General features: G+C 29.7%; 29 protein-coding genes. 5 read left to right on the plus strand and 24 right to left on the minus strand.

Features of this window, described 5'->3' with window-relative positions:
* Nucleotides 1-26: 26 nt before the first annotated feature.
* The 11 genes from CPIN17260_RS07130 to CPIN17260_RS09455 all read right to left on the minus strand — a co-directional run bounded on the left by CPIN17260_RS07130 (nt 27) and on the right by CPIN17260_RS09455 (nt 9,787).
* A complete protein-coding gene (locus CPIN17260_RS07130) occupies nt 27-1,679 on the minus strand; it encodes a formate--tetrahydrofolate ligase (RefSeq protein ID WP_078440811.1) in 1,653 nt (550 codons plus the stop codon).
* Nucleotides 1,679-2,095 (minus strand): ribosome maturation factor RimP, encoded by a 417-nt coding sequence (rimP, locus tag CPIN17260_RS07135; RefSeq protein ID WP_069632297.1) that lies wholly within the window; start codon nt 2,093-2,095, stop codon nt 1,679-1,681. The genes CPIN17260_RS07130 and rimP overlap by 1 nt, the downstream gene beginning before the upstream one ends.
* Nucleotides 2,088-2,453, minus strand: a complete 366-nt coding sequence (gene rbfA, locus CPIN17260_RS07140) for a 30S ribosome-binding factor RbfA (protein ID WP_078387969.1) — start codon at nt 2,451-2,453, stop codon at nt 2,088-2,090. The genes rimP and rbfA overlap by 8 nt, the downstream gene beginning before the upstream one ends.
* The gene (gene infB, locus CPIN17260_RS07145) at nt 2,450-5,089 is read right to left on the minus strand and encodes a translation initiation factor IF-2 (RefSeq protein ID WP_069632295.1); all 2,640 of its coding nucleotides are present in this window, start codon (nt 5,087-5,089) and stop codon (nt 2,450-2,452) included. The genes rbfA and infB overlap by 4 nt, the downstream gene beginning before the upstream one ends.
* Nucleotides 5,082-5,327, minus strand: a complete 246-nt coding sequence (locus tag CPIN17260_RS07150; protein ID WP_069632294.1) for a hypothetical protein — start codon at nt 5,325-5,327, stop codon at nt 5,082-5,084. Before CPIN17260_RS07150 ends, infB begins: the two co-directional genes overlap by 8 nt.
* A 22-nt stretch (nt 5,328-5,349) precedes the next feature.
* A complete protein-coding gene (gene thrB / locus CPIN17260_RS07155) occupies nt 5,350-6,234 on the minus strand; it encodes a homoserine kinase (protein ID WP_069632293.1) in 885 nt (294 codons plus the stop codon).
* Nucleotides 6,235-6,242: 8 nt separating this feature from the next.
* Nucleotides 6,243-6,671, minus strand: coding sequence for a glycoprotease (locus tag CPIN17260_RS07160; RefSeq protein ID WP_307781466.1), 429 nt, complete (start codon nt 6,669-6,671; stop codon nt 6,243-6,245).
* A 14-nt stretch (nt 6,672-6,685) separates the two neighbouring features.
* Nucleotides 6,686-7,570, minus strand: a complete 885-nt coding sequence (gene lpxC, locus CPIN17260_RS07165) for a UDP-3-O-acyl-N-acetylglucosamine deacetylase (protein ID WP_069632292.1) — start codon at nt 7,568-7,570, stop codon at nt 6,686-6,688.
* Nucleotides 7,571-7,583: 13 nt separating this feature from the next.
* On the minus strand, nt 7,584-8,954 hold the full coding sequence (gene pgp6, locus CPIN17260_RS07170; RefSeq protein ID WP_078440812.1) for a peptidoglycan metallopeptidase Pgp6: 1,371 nt from the start codon (nt 8,952-8,954) through the stop codon (nt 7,584-7,586).
* 326 nt (nt 8,955-9,280) lie between these two features.
* Nucleotides 9,281-9,364, minus strand: coding sequence for a prephenate dehydrogenase dimerization domain-containing protein (locus CPIN17260_RS09725; RefSeq protein ID WP_226997045.1), 84 nt, complete (start codon nt 9,362-9,364; stop codon nt 9,281-9,283).
* A gap of 234 nt (nt 9,365-9,598) precedes the next feature.
* Entirely contained in the window at nt 9,599-9,787 is a 189-nt protein-coding gene (locus CPIN17260_RS09455) for a prephenate dehydrogenase/arogenate dehydrogenase family protein (RefSeq protein WP_236844725.1), read from the minus strand.
* A 112-nt stretch (nt 9,788-9,899) separates the two neighbouring features.
* Between CPIN17260_RS09455 and bamA the strand changes: the two genes are divergently transcribed.
* The 3 genes from bamA to CPIN17260_RS07190 all read left to right on the plus strand — a co-directional run bounded on the left by bamA (nt 9,900) and on the right by CPIN17260_RS07190 (nt 14,884).
* Nucleotides 9,900-12,134, plus strand: a complete 2,235-nt coding sequence (gene bamA / locus CPIN17260_RS07180; protein ID WP_078440813.1) for an outer membrane protein assembly factor BamA — start codon at nt 9,900-9,902, stop codon at nt 12,132-12,134.
* 136 nt (nt 12,135-12,270) lie between these two features.
* Nucleotides 12,271-14,658, plus strand: coding sequence for a heavy metal translocating P-type ATPase (locus CPIN17260_RS07185; RefSeq protein WP_078387973.1), 2,388 nt, complete (start codon nt 12,271-12,273; stop codon nt 14,656-14,658).
* A complete protein-coding gene (locus tag CPIN17260_RS07190; RefSeq protein ID WP_069632288.1) occupies nt 14,651-14,884 on the plus strand; it encodes a cbb3-type cytochrome oxidase assembly protein in 234 nt (77 codons plus the stop codon). The genes CPIN17260_RS07185 and CPIN17260_RS07190 overlap by 8 nt, the downstream gene beginning before the upstream one ends.
* A gap of 3 nt (nt 14,885-14,887) precedes the next feature.
* Here CPIN17260_RS07190 and CPIN17260_RS07195 read toward each other — a convergent pair whose 3' ends face one another.
* The 12 genes from CPIN17260_RS07195 to CPIN17260_RS07240 form a co-directional block, all read right to left on the minus strand.
* A complete protein-coding gene (locus CPIN17260_RS07195; RefSeq protein WP_069632287.1) occupies nt 14,888-15,397 on the minus strand; it encodes a YqhA family protein in 510 nt (169 codons plus the stop codon).
* Between the two features lie 71 nt (nt 15,398-15,468).
* Nucleotides 15,469-15,939: a beta/alpha barrel domain-containing protein gene (locus CPIN17260_RS09460; protein ID WP_226996928.1), complete on the minus strand. Its 471-nt coding sequence runs from the start codon at nt 15,937-15,939 to the stop codon at nt 15,469-15,471.
* Between the two features lie 89 nt (nt 15,940-16,028).
* Nucleotides 16,029-16,157, minus strand: a complete 129-nt coding sequence (locus CPIN17260_RS09560; RefSeq protein ID WP_257616951.1) for a hypothetical protein — start codon at nt 16,155-16,157, stop codon at nt 16,029-16,031.
* Nucleotides 16,158-16,301 (minus strand): hypothetical protein, encoded by a 144-nt coding sequence (locus CPIN17260_RS09465; RefSeq protein ID WP_226996930.1) that lies wholly within the window; start codon nt 16,299-16,301, stop codon nt 16,158-16,160.
* Nucleotides 16,301-16,561, minus strand: coding sequence for a helicase (locus CPIN17260_RS07205; RefSeq protein ID WP_069632286.1), 261 nt, complete (start codon nt 16,559-16,561; stop codon nt 16,301-16,303). Before CPIN17260_RS07205 ends, CPIN17260_RS09465 begins: the two co-directional genes overlap by 1 nt.
* On the minus strand, nt 16,551-18,620 hold the full coding sequence (locus CPIN17260_RS07210) for a heavy metal translocating P-type ATPase (RefSeq protein ID WP_099046658.1): 2,070 nt from the start codon (nt 18,618-18,620) through the stop codon (nt 16,551-16,553). Before CPIN17260_RS07210 ends, CPIN17260_RS07205 begins: the two co-directional genes overlap by 11 nt.
* On the minus strand, nt 18,604-18,894 hold the full coding sequence (locus tag CPIN17260_RS07215) for an oxidoreductase (protein WP_078440815.1): 291 nt from the start codon (nt 18,892-18,894) through the stop codon (nt 18,604-18,606). Before CPIN17260_RS07215 ends, CPIN17260_RS07210 begins: the two co-directional genes overlap by 17 nt.
* 15 nt (nt 18,895-18,909) lie before the next feature.
* The gene (locus CPIN17260_RS07220) at nt 18,910-19,212 is read right to left on the minus strand and encodes a hypothetical protein (RefSeq protein ID WP_078440816.1); all 303 of its coding nucleotides are present in this window, start codon (nt 19,210-19,212) and stop codon (nt 18,910-18,912) included.
* Between the two features lie 2 nt (nt 19,213-19,214).
* Entirely contained in the window at nt 19,215-19,487 is a 273-nt protein-coding gene (locus CPIN17260_RS07225; RefSeq protein WP_069636317.1) for a hypothetical protein, read from the minus strand.
* 1 nt (nt 19,488) lies between these two features.
* The gene (locus tag CPIN17260_RS07230) at nt 19,489-20,127 is read right to left on the minus strand and encodes a hypothetical protein (RefSeq protein WP_078440817.1); all 639 of its coding nucleotides are present in this window, start codon (nt 20,125-20,127) and stop codon (nt 19,489-19,491) included.
* Complete coding sequence (locus tag CPIN17260_RS07235) at nt 20,117-20,440, minus strand: HMA2 domain-containing protein (protein ID WP_069632281.1); 324 nt, start codon at nt 20,438-20,440, stop codon at nt 20,117-20,119. The genes CPIN17260_RS07230 and CPIN17260_RS07235 overlap by 11 nt, the downstream gene beginning before the upstream one ends.
* Before the next feature lie 81 nt (nt 20,441-20,521).
* Nucleotides 20,522-20,968: a Fur family transcriptional regulator gene (locus CPIN17260_RS07240; protein WP_078440818.1), complete on the minus strand. Its 447-nt coding sequence runs from the start codon at nt 20,966-20,968 to the stop codon at nt 20,522-20,524.
* Nucleotides 20,969-21,100: 132 nt separating this feature from the next.
* On the opposite strand from CPIN17260_RS07240, the gene CPIN17260_RS07245 reads away from it, so the two are divergent.
* Nucleotides 21,101-21,310 (plus strand): hypothetical protein, encoded by a 210-nt coding sequence (locus tag CPIN17260_RS07245; protein ID WP_069632279.1) that lies wholly within the window; start codon nt 21,101-21,103, stop codon nt 21,308-21,310.
* 23 nt (nt 21,311-21,333) lie between these two features.
* On the opposite strand, the gene CPIN17260_RS07250 is transcribed toward CPIN17260_RS07245, so the two are convergent.
* Nucleotides 21,334-21,993 (minus strand): lipid-binding SYLF domain-containing protein, encoded by a 660-nt coding sequence (locus CPIN17260_RS07250; protein WP_078440819.1) that lies wholly within the window; start codon nt 21,991-21,993, stop codon nt 21,334-21,336.
* Nucleotides 21,994-22,135: 142 nt separating this feature from the next.
* Between CPIN17260_RS07250 and CPIN17260_RS07255 the strand changes: the two genes are divergently transcribed.
* Entirely contained in the window at nt 22,136-22,750 is a 615-nt protein-coding gene (locus tag CPIN17260_RS07255) for a trimeric intracellular cation channel family protein (RefSeq protein ID WP_069632277.1), read from the plus strand.
* The last annotated feature ends 29 nt before the right edge of the window (nt 22,751-22,779 follow it).

Consider the following 22,779-nt stretch of genomic DNA (forward strand, 5'->3'; position numbering starts at 1 on the left):
AATCTCCAAGTTTTTTGAAATTTATATTATGCCAAACCTGTTATCTCACCAGTTTTTGTATCTATCTTCATATTTAGAGCATTTGGATGAGCTGAAAGTCCTGGCATTAGCATAATCTTACCACAAACAGCAACAATAAAACCAGCGCCTGAACGAATTTGCAAATCTTTAACTCTAAACTCAAACCCAGTAGGTCTGCCAAGCATATTTGCATCATCGCTAAAAGAATACTGTGTTTTTGCTATACAAACCGGAAAATGCTCAAGATTAAGCTCTTTTATGTTTTTCAGTGCTTTTAAAGCATCGTCTTCAAAGATAACATCATTAGCACCATAAATTTGTTTTGCTATTTTTTCTATTTTTGTTTGGATACTGTCACTATTTTCATAAGTAAAATTTATCTTGTAAGGCTTGTCAATCTCTTCTAAAACTAAATTTGCAAGTTCTACAGCACCTTTTCCACCATTTGCAAAATTTTCACAAACTGCTACTTTTACATTAAATTTAGCACAATAATCTTTAACAAAATCAATCTCTTCTTCTGTGTCTGTGGCAAATTTATTTAAAGCCACAACCAAGTTTAAGCCAAATTTGGTTTTTAAATTTTCTATATGGCCACCAAGATTTTTTATACCATCTTGTAATGCTTTTAAATTTGGTTTTGTTATATCTTCTTTGCTTACACCACTATTGTATTTTATGGATCTAACGGTACTTACTAAAACCGTGGCATCTGGTAATATATCCGCTTTTTTGCATTTTATATCTATAAATTTCTCAGCACCAAGTTCTGAACCAAATCCAGCTTCAGTAACAACATAATCAGCCAAATTTAAAGCTGTTTTTGTTGCTATGATTGAGTTGCATCCGTGAGCTATGTTTGCAAAAGGGCCTCCGTGAACCAATGTCGGAGTATTTTCTAATGTTTGAAATAAATTTGGTTTTATTGCATCTTTTAAAAGTATAACAACAGCATTCTCGCAACCCAAATCACGCACATAAATAGGCTCTGATTTTGAGTTTAATGCCACTATAATGTTTGATATTTTTTCTTTTAAATCACTCAAATCATCACAAAGACACAAAATAGCCATAATCTCACTAGCTGCTGTTATATTAAAGCTATCTTGTCTTTCCACACCATCAAATTTTCCACCTTGACCGACAGTAATATGTCTTAAAGCTCTATCGTTCATATCCATACAACGATTCCATAAAACCTGTTGTATATCAAGTGGGTTACCTTGATAAATACTATTATCTATAACTGCTGATATTAAGTTATTTGCGGATGTAATAGCGTGAAAATCACCGGTAAAATGTAAATTTAAATCTTGCATAGGGGCTATCTGAGAATACCCTCCGCCGGCCGCTCCGCCTTTTATTCCAAAAACTGGACCAAGAGAAGGCTCTCTTAATGCCAAACATACATTTTTACCTATATATTTAAGTGCATCTGCAAGACCTATAGAAGTTGTCGTTTTTCCTTCACCATAAGGTGTTGGATTTGTTGCTGTGACCAAAATAAGTTTTGAGTTTGATTTTTGTAGTTTTGGATTAATTTTTGCTTTATATTTGCCATATAATTCAAGTTCATCTTCTGATAAGCCCAAATTACTGGCAACATCTTTTATATTTATTAAATTTGCGTTTGTAGCTATTTGAATATCACTTAACATTACCACTCCAAATAAGTTTTTGCTTTTTTTATGTCTGCAAAATTGATGGCAATATCTCCATTATTATTTTGTAATATAATAGAAGTATGATTTACAGATATTAATTTTCCTTTAAATGTTGTTTCGTTTGTTTTAATTTTTACAAGTTCGCCTATGCTGGATATAAAATGCTTTGGTTGTTCTAATTTTCTCTCCAAGCCAGGACTACTTACTTCTAATATATAATCACCAGATATTGGTGGCGTTACATCAAAGATAGGCGATAAAAATCTACTAACTTTTTCACAATCTTCAAGATTAACTCCACCATTTTTTGTTATATAAACCCTAAAAATAGCTTTTGAGTTTTCGTTTACTATCTCTGTATCATAAAGTTCTACACCACACTCTTTTACTAATTCACTTAAATTATCCATTTTTATTTAAATCCTTAGAAATTTTATCAAAAAGCTTATCCATATGATTTTGATACTCAAGCCTATCATCAAATTCAAAATGAAAATTTGGACATCTATACCAACCTTCAGCTGCCATGCAATGATTTTGTAAATGCTTACAAACTCTTCTTAAATGAGATAATATATAAGCTTGTTCTCTTTCATCAAAGGCCATTTTATCAAGATAGACAAAAGCATCATATCTACCTTTTTTGCACTCAACATCAGTCACGCAAAGGCTTTGCAAAATTTGATCTTCAAGGGTTGCTAAAGCCTCAGGTATAAGCTCTTTTAAAATACTTTCTGTTCTAAGTCTTTTAATTTCTGATTGGTTCATAAACTAGCTTGTTCCTCTATTTGTTTGAAACTTTCTATATAGTCATTTTCTCTAATATCATTATAGCCATCTATGCCGACACCACACTCGTAACCCTTAGCAACCTCTTTAACATCATCTTTAAAGCGTTTTAATGAGCTTACAGTTCCTTCATAAACAACAACACCATCTCTGATTAGGCGAATTTTTGCTCCACGATTTATTGTTCCATCTGTAACCATACATCCAGCAATTGCACCTATTTTAGGAACATTTATTACTTGACGAACCTGAGCTTGTCCTAATTGTTCTTCTCTTATAACAGGAGACATCAAACCACCAAGTAGCGATTTAACATCATCTATAAGATTATAAATAACATTATATGTTTTTATCTCACAACCACTATCTTTTGCTTTTTCTTTTATCTCACCAGTAGGTCTTATATTAAATCCCAATATTACACTATTTTTGCTAGCTGCTGCAAGTGCTATATCGCTTTGTGTTATACCACCTATACCAGAGTGTATGATATTAACTTTTATTTCATCATTAGCAAGTTTCTCTAAACTAGCTTTTATCGCTTCAAGAGAGCCTTGAACATCAGCTTTTACAATAACAGGAAGAGTTTTTAACTCGCCTTCTGCTATTTTAGCACTTAGTTCATCTATGCTTACTTTTGTTGATCTACTAAGCTCTTTTTGCCTTAAATACTCAGCTTTTTTATGAGCATATTCCCTAGCTTCTTTATCACTTTTTACACTAATAAGTGTCTCACCAGCCTCAGGAACTTCACTAAGACCAACTATAACACCACACTCACCAGGTTTAATTTCTTTAAGAGATTTACCTTGATCATCAAGTAAGCTTCTAAGTCTTCCGTAAGCAACTCCAGCAACTATAGTATCTCCTACTTTAAGTGTTCCATTTTCTACAATAACAGTAGCGACAGGTCCTCTGCCTTTTTGCAAAGAGCTCTCAACAACAGTAGCTTTCGCATTTGTTTTTGCATTTGCTTTAAGTTCAAGTATATCAGCCTGTAAAAGCACTATTTCAAGCAAATCATCAATACCCATTCCTGTTTTTGCAGAAATAGGAACAAATTCATAAGAACCGCCCCACTCAGTAGGAACTATATCAAGTTCAGCTAATCCTGTTTTTACAAACTCTGGATTTGCAGCCTCTTTATCCATTTTGTTTATAGCTATAATGATAGGAACACCGGCAGCTTTTGCATGAGCGACAGCCTCTTTTGTTTGTGGTTTAACACCATCATCAGCTGCAACAACTATAATAACAATATCAGTTACACCAGCACCCCTTGCTCTCATAGCAGTAAATGCTTCGTGTCCTGGGGTGTCTATAAATGTGATTTTCTTGTCATTTTTTGTAACCATATAAGCACCAACGTGCTGAGTTATACCACCAGCTTCACCACTAGCAACCCTAGAACTTCTTATATAATCAAGCAAAGATGTCTTTCCGTGATCAACGTGTCCCATTATAGTTATAACAGGAACTCTTTGAGTTAAGTTTTTATCATCTTGCTCATCTTCATAAGCTTTTACATAATCAAACTCTTCTTGGGTATCTATAATATTTACTTCTATATTAAACTCATCAGCTAAAATTTCTATCGCATCTTCATCCAAAAAGTCATTTTTAGTAGTCATAACACCAAGCATAAATAATTTTCCTATTATTTCACTTGCTTGTTTATTTAATTTTTCAGCAAATTCATAAACGCGTATCTCTTTTGGGATATTAACAGATGTTACATTTTCATTATTTTGTTTATTTTCTGTTTTTTTATGCTTCTTGCGAGATCTTCTGTGTATACCGCCTTCTATAAAAGAATTAGCAGAATTACTAGATGTGCTTCTTAAAAAGTTATGTTCTCTTGGTTTTTGAGCAGGTGGTGGAGTAGGTGCTTTAAATGTCAAGTCTGGTAAAACAACTTCATTTTTATCTTCAAGCTCAATATCTTTAAAATCATAAGCACCTAAAAGATCAACTTTTTGTGCATTACTTTTTTTATGTGTGTGCGATACTTTTTTCTCTTTTTTCTTTTTCTTGCCTGTATTTTCATCTAAATTTGAAAAAATACTTTCAAGGCTAGGTATATTAATAGCAGGCGTGTTTTGTTTTTGAGAAAGTTTTTGTCTTGATGATGTGCCTACACTATTTTTTTTCTTTACTATAACAAGACCTCTTCTTTTTTGAAGACTCACATCAGCCAAACTCTCTTTTGGCTTAATTTCTTTATCGCTTGTAACTTTATCAGATGAATCGTCGCTGACTTTTACATCTTCTTTTTCTTTATTATCGCCAACTTCTATTTTTTTCTCCTTGGTTTTAGTTTCCTTGGTTTTATTAGATTTTTCAATACTTTTTTCTACTTTTTCTGAAGCCTTTTTTGGTTTTACTTGTTTAGTAGCAGGTTCATCTTGTTTTTTAGTCTCTTTTTTATTTGAAGTTTTTTTCTTAAAAACATCAGATATTTCACCAGTTTGAATGTATGTATATATACCTTCGGCCTCTTCTTCACTAACAGAACTAGAATGTGTTTTAACCTTTAAGCCTAGCTCCTGTGCTTTTTCTAGGACTTCTTTATTAGAAAATCCTATATCATTTGCAATCTCTGAAATTTTAACCATTTAAGGGCTTCTCCTTTAACCTTGATACATCAAAATTTGAATTTTTTGTATGTTTTTCAAGTATTTTTTTTAGTATTTTATCATCTTTTTTTAGGCATTCATCGCATAAATAAAAACTTCTTCCAAAACCAGCACCAATCTCAAGAGTGCCATTTATAAATCTATATCTATTTAATAGTGTTTGTGAAAATTTGTTTTTACATAAAACGCATGTCCTTATTGGATTGTTATTTTTCATTATATCTTTTTTTAACTTTTTTTTAGCTTTTTGTTATAATAAATCCATCGTTATCAAATGAAAAAATTTCAACTCTAAATTCATCAAACTGTTCATGTAATTTTGTTTTTAGTTTTTCAGCATCATCACTATAAACTATATTTAAAAATGATGAACCGGAACCAGAAAGAGCGCTCATTAAAGATCCATGATTATAAGCAAACTCTTTGACTTTAAAAAGCTCTGGTAAATTTTGCATTCTTCTTTCTTCGTGCAACATATCTTTACAAGCTAATTTCAATAAATCATATTTTTTATTAAAAAAACAAGATGTCAAAAACGAAGAATGAGCTATATTATTTACACACTCTTTTATAGTATAATGTTTTGGTAAAATTTGCCTAGATTTATTTGTACTCATTGGTTTATTTGGCACAACGACAACAGCCTTCAAACTATCATCTATATTAATTTTATTTGTATATATACTACCATCAACAACAATAGAGCTAACAAAACCACCAAATACAGCTGGTGCTATATTATCAGGATGATTTTCATAAAACAAAGCTCTATTTAAAATAACATTTTTATCAATCTTAAATCCAGCAATCTCGTAAGCACAAGCAATGGCTGACACAATAACAGCAGAAGAACTACCAAGCCCTCTTGAAAAAGGTATTTTATTATCAAAAACAAATTTAAAATTTACTTCTTCTTTTGTTAATTCTTTAAAAATTTCATTAAAAATACTTATAAAAATATTATTTTTTTTTAATTTAATATTCTCGCTTCCTTCTCCTTTGATAGAGATACAAGAAAATTTTGACCTTTTAACATCTACTTCGTTATAAAGCTTTAAACTAAGACCTAAACTATCAAATCCCGGGCCTAAATTTGCACTAGTTGCTGGAACTAAGATATTCAATAAAACTCCTAAACTGCTTGTATTACATAATTTGGTAGTGTATCTGAATTTAGTTTTAAATTTTCTAAATTTAAAGGTAATGATAAATTTGCATTTTCAACTTTTTTTAAAACAATATCATCTTTATCTTTAACAAATGACAAAATTTTATTTGCCTTAATTGGCATATTATTTGTAAGTTCAAATCCACTAATAGCAAAAAAATCACAATTTTTAATAATACTAAAAGTCTTTAAAACTACATATGCAACTTTAAGTCCCATAAAACTTCCTGGAGTATTTGCATAAATTATTTTTTTTATATCATAAGAACTTGATAGCTCATCTAGTATACAAACCAGTGCTTCGCTTACTCTTTCATTTGTCTCAATCTTTTTAATAAGATTTCCATTGCTATAAATTCCAACAAGCAAAGGAGATGTCAAAGAAGCAACCAATATCTCAACCTCTTTTATGCGAACACCTTTGCATAGTCTTTAACAAGCTCTTTATCCATCTTGACTATTTCGTAATTTTTTTCATCAGCAAAAATAGCTAATGTTAATTTGTGATTTAAATCGTGACTACCCGCAAAAGCTGTATAATCAGCCATCAAAGAAACACCCAAAAGGCTCAAATCACCAATAGCATCTAAAATTTTATGCCTAACAAACTCATCTTGAAATCTCAGACCCTCTGGATTTAAAATATGGGTATCATCAATTGCAACTGCATTATCAAGAGATGCACCGAGTGCTAGATTTTGAGCTTGTAATTTTTGCAAATCTTTTAAGAATCCAAATGTTCTAGCTCTTGCTATCTCTTTAATAAAATTGCTTTTACTAAACTCAAAAACATATCTTTGTTCGCCAATTACAGGATGATTAAACTTTATAGTATAGTCAAATTTTGGTTTTAAAGAAGATGAAACACGAACAAATTTACTACCTTCTGCTACTTCTAAATCTTTTTTTAGTAGCATTATTTTTTTTGGTTCTTCAAGAAAATCAATACCGGCTTCTTCTAAAAGCATACAAAAACTTATAGCACTACCATCCATAACAGGCACTTCATTTGCATCTACTGATATTTTTATATTATCTATACCATAACCATTTATAGCTCCCAAAAGATGCTCTATTGTGCTTACAAATCCTTGTTGATTTCCTATCACCGTAGCCATTTGTGTATTTATAACATTTTGTGGCTCTAGCTTAAAACTAATACCCAAATCAGTTCTTGATACAATTATGCCCATATTTGCATCAAGAGGCTCAAGAACTAACTTTATCGGTTCGCCCTTATGAAGACCTATACCAACAGCTTCTATTTTCCTAGCTATCGTAGTCTGTTTCACTTTAATTCCTTAGTTAATTTCTATCTATTATTTTTTTAGCAACATTTAATACATCAGTGATATTATCTTTCATCCACTTATTATCAAACCATTGTTGTGGTCTAACTTCTTCACCTTGTACCAAAATTCCAAAATGTAAATGATCGCCCAAAGCAAGACCACTTGTTCCAGTATTTGCTATATGATCTCCTGCTTTTACAGTATCGTTTAATTTAACTTTAGCGCTCGAACAATGTGCGTAAAGAGAGTAAAGACCAAAACCGTGATCTATAATAATATTTAATCCATAAATTCCATTATCGCCAACAAACACAACCCTACCATCATTGCTACTAATTATTCGAGCTGTGGCAACACTTGCTAAATCAAGCCCCATATGCCAAGCCTCACTAACTTGTTGATTATTATATGTATAAAATCTATGATCGGCAAAATCAGCAACTTTTTTAGCATTTTTTAAAGGATAAAAAGTATTTAGATAAAATTTATTAATCATCTCTTTTGAAACAACAGAAGTTATTTTTGATATTTTATTAGTATTTTCATTTCTTAAATCTTCATTTATAAACTTCATTTTCTCTAATCTACTCATATCTTTTGTGCTTTTTGAATACACTTCAGCTAATTGAGATATTTTCCCATCCAAGAAACTATCTCGTAAAGGTATTGTTGATGTTCTATAATTATTTTTTTTATAAAAATATCTAATATGAGATTTTGTTTCATTACCGGCATTATCCAAAGCAACAACTTCGGCACTAAAATTATCTACAGAAACAGGCCAAGCAATCAATGCAGCATAATATCCTTCTTTGTAAAAAGGAGTAGGAATAAATTTTTTTCCATAATTTGTCTGAATATAAACATCTTTTAAATCATTATCTGTGGCTTTAAAAACAACAGCGGCAGCACCACCATTAGATATAGAATAGGAATTTGAAAGCACGTAAACATCTGGTTTTGTTGTATCTAATATAATCTCAACGTTTTTATTAGTTTTATTCCCTGTAAAAAAATTCCATTTACTGGTATCTGTGGCTTCTATGCTCATAGTATATTTATCTTTTACACTAAAAAAACTGGTTTTTGGTATGGTCAAATTAACATCAAACTCTCTCATAGGAGTAGATAAAAGTTGATTTAATATATTTATATTGTTTTGTCCATCACTCATGCTTATTCTAAGAAATTTAATACCACTATCATCTTTAAACTTAACATTTAAAGGAGTTTTCAAATTCCAATAAATTTTATCTTGTATTAGTATTTGAGGAGCGTTTTTTTCAAATTCTTTTGATGTTAAAATATACCACGAACAACCTAAAACTAAAAATAAAATTAAAAAAACCACAAAAGATTTTGCATTAAAACCACGTCTTCTCAAAATAAAACCACCTAAACTTAATAATTTATTTCAAATAAATTTACAAAAAAATGTTAAACGCTTGGCTAACGAATCAAGATAATCTATAAAATTTCTCTAATAATTCTAGCATCAGACATCCACTTACAAACTTCATCCCGTTTTTCATTTGATATCCTATTATTCAAACTGATTTAATTTTTTTAAATATATCAATTGAATCTAAAAATATTATCCTTATTTTGCTTAAATATATCATTCTATATTTTTAGAAGGGCTTTTTGCGATACATATCATACCCCTAAAAACAGAACTTAGTAAAGCTATAATATTTTTATCTTCTTTGATCAAAACACTATTAGCCAAAAAAATATAGCATGTGTCAAATGAGATGTTATAGCAACGTGATGATCATGATCTTTTGCGTTCATAAAACCATCTTCATTTCTATATGAAAAAGCTCAACTGAACGTTTTATGTGCAATTCTCCACTTTAGCTCAAAATAACACACAACAACAGCATCATTATAAGACTTTTAAACTAGCTTGGAGCATTATATTCAAGCCAGTAAGATGTACTACTATGAAATTTTTTCTAATGCTTTGTAGTACTTAGTTTAAAATTTTCTCTTTAGTTGAACCAAAATCCACAATATTTGCATTTTTTATATCTTGCAAAATTTTAAAATTGTTTCAACAGGAATTGCTAAAAATATAATATCGCATTTTTCTTTCATCTCATCAAGAGTTAAAATTTCATGAACCAAACCAGGACTTAAAGCTTTTTCTTGATGTGTAGTGTTTAAATCAAAACCACTAATACAAGATATTGATTTTTGATCTTTAAGAGCCAACCCAAGCCCTAATATGCCTATTTTCAATAAAAACATTTTAATTTTTGTCTATTTTAAAAATATTTATGTTATTATATCAACTTTAAGATTAAAAATTATTAGGTTAAATTATATGAAAAAAAAATTATTTTTATGTTTAATGGTTATTTGTGGTTTAAATGCTGAACAAATTCGTTCAATAAATTTTTCAGGACTAATACACTTATCACAAGATGTTGCAAAAGATATAAGTGGGTTAAAAATTGGAGATACATTGAACGGTAAAAATACCGACAAAGCAATTATAAATCTTTTTAAACAAGGATACTTCAAAGATATATATATAACAAGTGATAACAATGGAAACGTAACAATCAATCTAAAAGAAAAGCCTAGTATAGCAAAAATAGAGCTAGAGGGTGTTGTAACAAATGATAAAACAGCAATAGAATCTTTAATAGACATAAAACCTGGAAATATGTATGATGAAGTTTCATTGGAAAAAACAATTGAAAAAATTAGACAATTTTATGAAGCAAAAGGATATTTTGATACAGTTGTTGATGTAAATAAAGAATTTATACAAGGAGATGAAAGCTCGGTCGCACTCACACTAAATGTAAATCGCGGCGAAAATATGATTATAGATGATATTAAATTGATAGGAGCAAATGTATTTAGTTACTCCGATATAGAACCAATCGTTGCAAATAAAAGCCGAGAATTTCTTGGATGGATGTGGGGAAGAAATGATGGAAAAGTAAAGCTTTTTGAATTACCATCAGATCCGCATAGGATTCAAGATAAATATTTTCAAAAAGGCTACTTAGATGCAACAGTATCACAGCCATTTTTGAATGCTTCGTTTGATAGCTATAAATCTGATTTAACATACTACATAAAAGAAGGAAAACCTTATAATGTTTCTGATGTAAAAATAAATGCTCCAGAATTTTTAGAACTAGACAAAGAAAAATTAACAAAAGACTTTAAACTAGAAGCTGGGGATCGAATGAACTCTGAACGTTTGAGAAAAGACATGAAAGTCTTAGATAATTTGGTTGCTGACAAAGGATATGCTTTTGTAAAAGTCTATCCAAATACAAATAAGCATGAAGATAATCAAACAGTAGAGATAGAATATAAAATAGAACCTGGCGAGCAAGTATATATAAGAAATGTTCAAATTTCAGGAAACGAAAGAACTGCTGACAGAGTAGTTAGAAGAGAGTTATATCTCACAGAAGGAAACTTATACAACAGAACCGATCTAAAGGATTCCGAAGACTCTTTGAGAAGAACAAGCTATTTTGAAGATGTTCAAATACAAGAAGAGCGCATAGACGCAAACACTATAGACTTAGTTGTTAATGTAAAAGAGGCATCAACCGGATCAATTAGTGGTGGTATAGGTTATGGTAGTTCTGATGGATTATTATTAAATGCAAGTTTATCAGACACAAATATATTTGGTTCAGGCATGAACGGAGGCATAAGCGTAGAAAAAAGTGATGATGAGCTTTCTGGTCAAATAAGCCTAACAAATCCAAGATTAAATGATTCAGAATATAGTCTTGGTGGATCAATTTATGCAAATGACTACGAAAGAAACAGCTACAAACAAAAATCATATGGTTTTAACACAACTTTAGGCAGAAGATTAACAAGAAACTTAAGTACATCTTTAACATATATAATACAACAAAGTCAAATTTCTGGTCTTAGTAGAGCTCTTTTACAAATAGGACATAAAGAGGGTAAAAATCTAAAAAGTTCTTTAATACCTGCCATAAATTATATTAGCACTGATGATTATTATCTTCCCAGAAGAGGTGTAACAGCAGGGATGTCTGTAGAGTTTGCAGGACTTGGTGGAGATGAAAAATTTACAAAATTTAGAACAAATTTTAACTATTATCTAGGATTAAAAGATTATATAGATTATGATTTTATTTTAAGATATAAATCAGCATTTAGTAAAATATGGAATAATGGATATGTGCCTATAAATGAAAAATTCTACCTTGGTGGCTTAAGAGATCTTCGTGGATATGAAAACAGAACTGTATCTCCAAAAGTATCTTATAATAAAGAATGGTATGAAACTGGTGGCGAAATATCTTTTAATAACTCATTTGAGTTTAGTTTTCCTATCATAGATCGCGTAAAGATGCGTGGGGTATTATTTTTTGATTACGGTGCTATTGGAGAGAAAAACTTAAGTGAGATAACAAGAATGTCAACTGGTGCTGGTATAGAATGGATTACACCTATTGGTCCTTTACAACTTATATACGCAAAACCAATTCACCCATCAAGGAACGATGAAACAAATAGATTTGAGTTTAGCATAGGAAGAAGATTTTAATATATAATTTTATTTTATAAGTTAATGATACGAAAAATATCATTAACTTATAACAATCTATCGCTAGTAAATACGATTTTTTTAAATACATAAAGCATAAAAAATTATAAAAAATATATAATCCGGAAGCAAAATTATGGCAAAAGATAGATGTAATCACTGCAAACTTATGTTTGATACTAACTCTATGATAAAGACAGATAATGGTATATTTTGTTGCAATGGTTGCAAAAATGTATATGCAATAATTAAAAATAATGGATTTGAGGAATTTTATTCAAGGCTTGGAAACAACAACCTAAATCCAGCAAAAAATTCAAATTCACTCGAATCAAATCTTGAAAATTTATACAAAAACTATGTTACAAGAAAAGATGGTTTTAATCAAATAAGCCTAATAATAGAAGGAATTCATTGTAGTGCTTGCATATGGCTAAATGAAAAAATACTATTTTCAACTAAAGGAATTTTAGAAGTTAACATAAACTCTATAAACAATAAAGCAACGATTCTTTGGGATGAAAATGAAACAAATTTAAAAGAGATTTTAACAAAAATAAACTCTATAGGATACAAAGCTCTTGTTTATGATTCATCAAAAGAAGATACTATTTTAAATGCAAAAAGAAGAGATTTTTATATCAAACTTCTAGTTGGAATTTTTGCACTTATGAATATAATGTGGATAGCAATAGCCCAATATGCAGGATATTTTAGTGGCATGGATAAAGATATAAAAGATATCTTAAATTTTGCAGAGTTTATACTAGCAAGCCCTGTGCTTTTTTATACTGGTGGTAGCTTTTTTAATGGCTTTAAAATAGCGTTAAAAACTAAAACTCCAAATATGGACATGCTTGTAGCAACAGGCGCATCACTAGCTTATTTTTATTCTATATACGCTATGTTTTCAAGAAAAGCAGAGGTCTATTTTGACTCTGTTGCTATGATTATCACATTTGTTTTTATAGGAAAATTCTTAGAAGTTTTAAGCAAAAAAAGAGCTAGTGATACTCTTGATACCTTAAATTCAATGGTTTTAAATGAGGTAAATATAAAAACCGAAGGCAAAATCATATCAAAAAATATTCACGAAATTATGGTCGGTGAAACAATAGTATTAAAAGCCGGAGATAAAGTTGTTATAGATGGAATCATAACCAGTGGGGAGGCTAGTTTTGACTGTTCTAGTCTAAGCGGGGAAAGCATACCTATCACACTTGGTGTGTCAGATGAAATAAAAAGCTCTACTGTGTGTCTGGATGGATACATAGAATACAAAGCAACATCTGAGTTTAAAAACTCTTTCTTAAATAAAATAATAAACCTAATACAAAACTCAAGCTCAAACAAACCAAATCTTCAACAACTTGCAAATAAAATTGCATCTAAATTTTCATTTACTATTTTAATCATAGCAATTTTTACATTTTTCTTTTGGTTTTTAAAATCAGATTTTCAAACCGCTCTTATAATTGCAATATCTGTTATAATCATAGCTTGTCCTTGCGCCTTGGCTCTTGCAACACCAGTTAGTACACTTGTAGGCATAGGTGCTGGGCTTAAAAACAATGTTATATTTAAACAATCAAAGACAATAGAAACACTAGCAAAATGCGATACTATAGTTTTTGATAAAACAGGAACACTAACAAAAGCAAAACTAAAAGTAGATAGGTTTGAGCAAATAAACGATATAAATTTAGAGCTTATTGCATCATTATGTAAAACCTCAAAACATCCAGTTAGTGTCGCTATTTTTGAGTTTTTAAAACAAAAAAATATCACATCAAATATAAATTTAACAAACATTAAAGAAATTTCAGCAAAAGGGGTAATGGCTAATTTTAACAATAAAACACTAATTGGAGGAAATAAAAAATTTCTACAAGAAAATGGGATAATGATAAATAGCAATCAAGACTCAACTGAATATTTTGTTGCATTTGATAAAGTTTTAGTAGCAAAATTTAGCTTAAGCGATGAGATAAAAGAAGATGCGAAAAGTTGTATCAAAAAGCTAAAAAAACTTAATTTGGATATCTATATACTTACTGGAGATAATGAAATTACAGCAAAAAAAGTAGCAAACCAACTTGGTGTTAAAAATATAAAATATGAAATGCTACCAGATGAAAAAGCAAATTTTATATCAACCCTTAATAAAAATAACAAAACAGTATTAATGGTTGGAGATGGAATAAACGATGCTATCGCTATGGGCTATTCGCATGTAGCAATATGCATGGGAAGTGGATCTGACATAAGTTTAGAAAAAAGCGATGTGATTATATTAGATGATTCATTAAAATCATTAACTAAATCTATATTAATAAGCAAAAAAACGATGTCTATTATAAAACAAAATTTATTTTTCTCATTAAGCTATAATGCCCTTACTGTACCTTTAGCTATAATGGGTTTTATAATACCACTATTTGCGGCTTTATCTATGTCTTTTAGTTCAATAATAGTAATACTAAATTCTCTTCGCATAAAAAATCAAAGGAATAAAAATGAGTAATGGTGTAATAGCAACTATGCTTTTCATATCCGTAGCACTTGGTGCATTTGCACTTTTTGGACTCATATGGGGTATAAAAAATAAACAATTTGAAGACTATAGAAAGTTTTTAGATGGAAATAAATTTGATGATGAAGATGCATTAAATGATGCTTATGAACTAGAAAAAAGAAAAAAAGAGGCACTTAAGAAACAAAAAGAAAAAAACTACATGCCTCCTGATTAAGATTTAATGTTTTTCACCTTTATGTAAAAAATAAATTCCAAGACAAATAGCCAGTATACTAAGAGCAAGATATGACATTTCCAATGGTGTTTTAAACTCTGCATGCAAAACTCTTTGGAAGAAATTCACAATCAAAACCATTATAATGACTTTAGCTAACTTATCTTTTAATTCATCTAAAGAATGAACTTCAAGCACACTTGAATGCTTTGAGCTTTTCATAATCTCAACTTCGCTTATAAAAAGCTCATAAATACCAAATCCAAATATAAAAAGCACTAATGCCATAAGATAAAGATCTATAGCACCAACTATTCCACCAACCACGCTTGAATGAAAGTCATCCGGATGAAAACCATTGAAAAAATAAGCATAAACATCTTTAAAAACATTGAAAACATCATAACTAGCTATAATAAAAATAACTATAGCACCAAGAATACAAAATATAACCGGTAAAACAGAAAAAATTCTACTAGACCACATTATTTTTTCAAAAAACTTTTCTAACATCATAAATCCTTAATTTTTTAAAGCCCGTATTGTATAATATTTTTTACATAATTTAACTGAAATTTATAATTTTATATAATTTCACAACCTAAATTTACAACACCTTGAGTATAAGGAGCGGAAGTTACTATACCATCTATACCTATTTTAGCATAATCAAAGCAATTATCTAAATTAATGCCACCGGAAGCAGTAATATTTATATTTTTATGGCTTTTATCCCTTAAAGATAGACAATCTTGTAATTGTTTTAAGCTAAATTTATCGCACTGAATAACATCTGGCTCATAACTAAGAAGCAATTTAAAATCATCAAAATCGCCGCACTCAACCATTATCTTTTTTTCTGGCATTTTTATCTTAAAAATCTTTATTTTTTCACAAAATTCATTAAAGTTTTTATAAAATTTAATGTGATTATCAAAAAATAAAATACTATCAAAAAGCCCAAATCTATGAATATTCCCACCACCAGATAAAACAGCTTGAACACAAAGCTCTTTAAAAAAGGAAATGTTTTTCTTGTAGTAAGCAAAGCACAATTTGCATTTGCCTTTTTTATCTGAGAAACCATATCATATGTATATGTTGAAATTTTAAACGAATATTCAAATAAAATCTGTATTAGTTTTCAGGCCTTATGGATATCAAAATATCTACCTTTGATTGAAAAAATTTCATCTTTTGGCATAAAAACATCTGAGTTTTTGCCTGCTTTTATCACTTCGCAGTTAAATTTCTTAGCAATACCCAAAGCCATTCAAGCACCACTTAAAACAAGCCTTTCTCTAGTATAAATTCTAAGTGTAACACATTTGTCATAAAACTCTTCATCTGATTGTAGGCTAGTGGTCAAATCCTCAAAGCCTACATCAGAAAATATATATTCATCAAGATTTATCACTATCTTTTTTTAACCCTCTTAGCTTTATTTGATTGTTTTAATATCATTTTTTTAAAAATACCATTATCATAAAGACCAGCGTGATAAACACTAAATGCAACCATAGCAATACCAGCAACGGTGTGGGCTTTTTTAAATGTTTTATTTTTCATATTAAAAGCAGTTAATGTCAAAACACCCAAAGACACACTCATACCAACTTTTGCAAATTTTCTCTGAGCATTTAGATCAAGCAGCTGCCCACTTATATTATTTTTCAAATTTTATACCTTTCATTGAGTTTAATAATAGCCATATAGTGGTTCCATTATGTAAAACAGCTGTGGATATAGGATTTAATAATCCAAATGTAGCAGCACCTAATATGACTGAGTTTATGCCCACTGTTAGCTTGAAATTTGAGCTTATGATGCTCATGGTTTTTACAGCTATCTCTTTTGCTATAGCAACACTCATAATATCATCTTTTAACAAGCTAATATCAGCTGTAGCTTTTGCTATATCAGCACCTTTATGCATACTAATTCCAACATTTGCCTTTGTTAAAGATGGAGCATCATTGATACCATCACCTATAAAAGCCACATTAGCACCCTCAGCTTTTAACTCTTCTATAATTCTTGATTTATCAGTAGGCAAACAATCAGCATAAAATCTATCTATACCAAGCTCATCTGCTACTTCTTTAGCCTTTAACTCAACATCTCCGGTAAGCATTATAATCTGTTTAACACCTGATTTTCTAAGTTTGGCTATCATGCTTTTTGTATTTTCTCTCATCTCATCTTTCATAGCAATGACACCGGCAAGTTCTTTATCGTATCCTATATAAAGAAGGGTAAGACCATTATCTAAAGCATCTTGTATAGTTTTTTCGTGTTTAGAAAAATCTATTTTTTCATCATCTTCTAAAAAATGTCTAGAGCCTATCACAACCTCTTTTGTATTCATCTGGGTTTTTACCCCGTGAGCCACTATAAACTCAACCTCATCATGATGAATATGATCAAAACCTCTTTTTCTAGCAGCTTCAACGATAGCCTCAGCAACAGGATGAAAATAATGCTCTTCTGCACTAGCGGTTAAGTTCAAAAGCTCATCTTCATTCATACCATCTTTAAATGGGTATATCCCAACGACAGCTAGGCTACCTTTTGTAAGAGTTCCTGTCTTGTCAAAGACAAATGTATCAGCAGCGCCTAAAGCCTCTATAGCCTTTGCCCCTTTTATTAAAATTCCATTTCTTCCAGCTTTTGATATACTTGATTTAAATGCCACTGGCGTTGCTAACTTCAAAGCACAAGAGTAATCAGCCTGCAAAACAGAAGCAACACTATCTGTATTTTTATTAACCAAATATGAAATACCAGCCAGAGAAAGAGTAACAGGCACTAAGTTATCTGCTAATTTTGTAGCCTTGAGTCCTATGCTTGATTTTTCATTTAAAGAGGTTTGAATATATTCTTTAATTCTAGCTGTAGCAGTATCACTGCCAACATTTTCAGCCCAAATTTTTATTTTCCCCTCTTCTACTATCGTGCCACTTATTACCCTATCGCCTCTTTTTTTCATAACTGGTTCAGCTTCACCTGTCATAGAAACCTGATTTACACTAGCTTCGCCCTCAACTATATAGCCATCTATACCAATATTTTCACCAACTCCAACGACAACTATATCGCCTTTGGATAAATTTTGAGTCTTTACTTTATTTAATGTTTTTTGACCATTCTCATTAGTCTCAACCCAAACCTCTTCTATGTTTGGCTTTGCTAGTTCCTTTATCAAATCATCACTTTTATGAACGGTGCTTTCTTCCATATATTCGCCCAAAGCAAGCATTAAATTTGTGCTATTTGCAGCAAGGTAATCTTTTCTAGCCAAACTTACACCAACAGCCATAGATTCAAGAACTCTTGAAGTAAGACCATTATCTTTAAACTCTTTAAGTCCATCAAGCAAAATAGGCACAGAACTATAAACACTAACAGCCGCTTTTGCTTTTGGATTTGAAAGCAGTGGTTCAACAACTAAAGAAGCCCCAGCCTTGTAAATATCAGCTTTACTTATCCCATGAACTTTTGGCTTTGTTTTTAAATCCAAATTACCAACAAACTCAATAATCTTTTCAAGTTGCGATAAATACTCTATAACTATGCTTTTTGTATATTTATTTACGCGAACATTATTTACACTGCTAAGCTCGGCGATACTAGCCTCTATGTGACTTATGTCACTAGTCTCTTTTAGCTCATTAACTCTAAGTCTAACTCTATTTTTGCAACTATGCAAGATAGTTACATTATTCTTCTGCTTCAAGCTCAGCCTTAACATCTTCAAATCGCTCTTTTAACTCTTCGATGCCAGCATTTATTAAAGAGCCACCTTTTATAATCGCCTTAAAAATATACTCTTGAGCCTTAGGATTTGTAAGCACATAAGCTGCCAAGCCACCCAAAACAAGACCCTTTACAAAGCCTGCCGCATTAAAATTACTAGGAACAAAAGATATATCTTTAGCCGCATGATTTATGGCTTTGTCTATACCATTTTGCTCAACTTGTTGATTATTGTTTATATATGGATTTTTCATTTTAACTCCTAAAAATTATTTTAATGTTTTTTCTATCAGTAAAGCACCGCTAACACCAGCCGCCAAGCCAAATCCAGCATCTAAGTACTTACCTTTTGCGATTGAATTTGCTGTATAAATAGCACTTGCGGCTGTAACACCAGCTATCGCACCATTTTTTAATAGCTTTTTTACATCTATATTTGATAATTGTGAGTTCTTGCTATATTCAAACACCAAAGTTGCTATAGTAGAGGCTAATGCGCCGCTTACAAAATGATCCAAGGGAAGTCTTGTTGTAGACATTTGAGATATTTTAGATAAATTTGCATTATTCATTTTCAAGCACCCTGATCTTTATTTTCTTTTGTTGTTTTTGATTTACTAGATGTAGATCTTTTTCTTGTTGTAGTCTTTTTTATTTTTGAACTTTCTTTATCTTTATTAGATAAAACTTCACTTATTTTATCCTTGCTTTTTTGAATGTTCTCGACTAGCAAATCTTTACCTTTTTGCATCTCATTGCAAGCTTTTTGTGTTAATTCATCTCTTTTATTCCAAGCAAGAACTGTCAAAGCTCCTGCTGCTATTCCTGCTATAAATGGTAATGGCATATTAATCCTTTTTATTATTTTCATCTTCTTGTATATTTTTAGCTATAAAACTAGCACCTAAAACACCTAATGCTGCACCTGATAAAAAAGAAAAATTTGGACTATTTAAAATTTTCATTATATCTTTCTTGTCAGCTTTGCCTGAAAGTATATTTTCAAGTTGTGAACTTATTTGTGAAAATTCTTGTTGATAATTTCCAAACATATTTTGTAAATTATCACTATTTAAAACTTCATCACTTAAATCTTTTGTTGATTTATTAGAAATTTGATGTTTTAAAAGCTCTTTTAGAGTCGGTATATATTCATTAGAACAAGTAGCCCACAATCTAAAAAACACATCTTTTAAATGCTCATCATTTGTATTATCTGTCAAACTCTCGTAAGTTTTACATAGTGAATTTTCATAATTTATAACAAATATCAAAATATCTTCTAAATTTTCAGGTATAAAAGCAATATCTATATCATCATATTGTAAATTGATTTTATTTAATTTTGCAAAATCGCTTAATAGCTTTAAGCCATTTTCTCTAATACTTTTTATCTGAACAAAAACTTCACAATACTCAGATACCTTTTCATATATTTTATATGCACTTTTTTCTGCCACATAGGCTATACTTAATTCATCCTGCATATACTTCCTTTGCAATATTATTTATTTTTTCAGATATATTTTCTATATTATTTCCATTTAGCAAATCATCCCAAATTTGTTTATCAAAAACCATCTTGTCATACTCAATAGTCACAGAGCCTATTAGTTTATTAATTTTAACATTATTTATACCATTAATTCTATTAATAATACTATCTAAATTATTTACATCAATCTCATTTGAAAGCTCTTTTATCTTAGGATTTACTCTAACTCTTAACCTGCCAGGAGTATGGCTAATAGGCTTAAAATAAGATACAACTTTTAGTATATCTTGTGTATTTATATCCATATATTTCCTTGATTTTTATTCATTAGCACATTATGTTATTTTATAACTTATATGTAACTTAAAGCTTTTTGCATATCATTATCAATACTTTTTGATATTTTGACATTCTTTGCAAATTCCATATAAAATCATTGTATGCCCAATAAGATTAAATTTATTATTACTGGATACGATATGTTGTCTTTTTTCTATATCTTTATCAAAGAAAGTAATTATTTTATTGCATTTTTCACAAATTAAATGATCATGATGAGAGCTTAAATTCAGTTCATACTCTCTAATATTATTTTTATTATATACATTAACCAAATTACATTCTGTTAAAAAATTCAAAAAAGAGTATATTGCTGTTAAAGAAATTTGCTCTTTATACCGTTTTTTAAAAATATTTTGGATATCAACTGCATTTAAATGAGCGTTTGAGACATATAAAATATTTAAAATTTTTTCTTTAATATATGAGTTTTTATAATTTAAATCATTCAACAATTCAGAAAAGCTTTTATAAATTTTGTCAAATTTATCCATATTTTTAGTAACTTATATTATTAAAATTTTAATAAATTTTATCATATAGCACTTAATAAAACCTAAAAATAAAGCATATTATAAGTTTGTTTTGGTATAGTGTCGCAATTTTTTTAATTAAAGGTAATAAAAATGACATATGATGAATTAGAATTAGATGCTGTTTTGCTTGAAATATTAGAAAACAATGGAAGCTTTGATTCTTTGGATGATGAAGAGCTTTATGAACTAATAGAACAAGTAGCTCAATATACTGATGGAGATATAGAGGAAGCATTTGAATATATGACCCAATTCTCCCCTATCCCGAAAAAAAGATTTGCTTCTTTATTTATGGTTTAATTTTAAACCATAAATACATTTTATTAAAAAAATTTACTAGCAATTTCTTTTAGCTTTAAAGTATATTTACTTTCTTTTGGACTATTATTTAATATATCTTCGTATGTATACATTCTTTCATAATAATCATTTAGATTTTGCCTATTTATGCTCATTCTAGCAACATCAAGACTAGAACCTATAAACCAACCGCTACTATTACCTTTTATTAGCATATAAGCTGAGAGTTCAGGAAAATCGGTAGAAATACCATCTCTAATACCCTTATCCATAGCAGCTACTTCAAAATTTAAACTAATTGTATCCTCATTATCAGTAAATAATTTATCATAAGATCTTGAGCTTTTGAAAAATATAATAAGGTCGCTAGAGGTTATGCCAATTTGTGGACCAAAACCACCACTAGTATAGTTTATAAAAAATGGGTTTGACCATTCACCATTATCATTTTTAGCTATAAAAATTCCTTCGCTTTTTGATACACTAGCTAAAAGACCTATTTTTGAAACACTTGGAACAATAGCTATTGCTTTTATATCACCCTTTTTTAAACTATTCTGTTTAGAATTAGCAAAATCATTTAAAATATTAATAGCTGTTTTAATGTTTTGATTTTGAATTACATCAGCATTTAAAAAGTTAAATATGAATAAAACTACACAAAAAGTTTTAAAAAAATTCATAAAAATATCTCCTTATAATTTTCAAATATTTTATATATATTAACATTATAATATAATAAAAGTTAAAAAGTAAATATTTTTATATAATTTTATGGCTATATTTCATACAATATATATAAAATAAGAACTTTAAAGACAACTTATGAAATTTATACTTTTTTTTGAATATATAGGTATAGCATCTGCGGCTCTTAGCGGGTTTTTGTTTGCTATAAAAAAAGATTGCGATTGGCTTGGAGCTTTTCTTGCATCATTTTTAACAGCTCTTGGGGGAGGAATTTTAAGAGATATAATGCTTGGTAAAAGCATATACTCTTTTACTCATTATACACCAACTCTTATTGTTTTATTTGTGCTTTTTGTTGCTAATTTCTTTAAAATTTATAGACACAGGGAGAAAATTGAGAAAAAATTTATATTTATTTTTGCTGATGCAATAGATGTTATTTGTTTTTCAATAGTTGGAGCAATGGTTGCTATAGAGCATGATTATAATATATTTGGAGTAGCATTTATAGCTTTTTTTAATGGTGTCGGCGGAGGTATATTAAGAGATATTTTACTAAATGAAATTCCGTGGTTTTTGACAACTGGTCTTTACGGCACAATTAGTTTTAGTGTTGGAATTTGTTATTACTTGTTATATATTTTAAATCTAAATAATGTTTTCTTTGTTGTGTTGCTTTTTACACTAGGAATAATATTTAGAATGCTGGCTTATTATAAAGGCTGGTCTTTACCTCCTTTAAAAAAATAGAGTTTTAATATATAAAACATGAATATTTT

This window comes from Campylobacter pinnipediorum subsp. pinnipediorum, assembly GCF_002021925.1.
In the GTDB taxonomy this organism is placed as follows: domain Bacteria; phylum Campylobacterota; class Campylobacteria; order Campylobacterales; family Campylobacteraceae; genus Campylobacter_A; species Campylobacter_A pinnipediorum.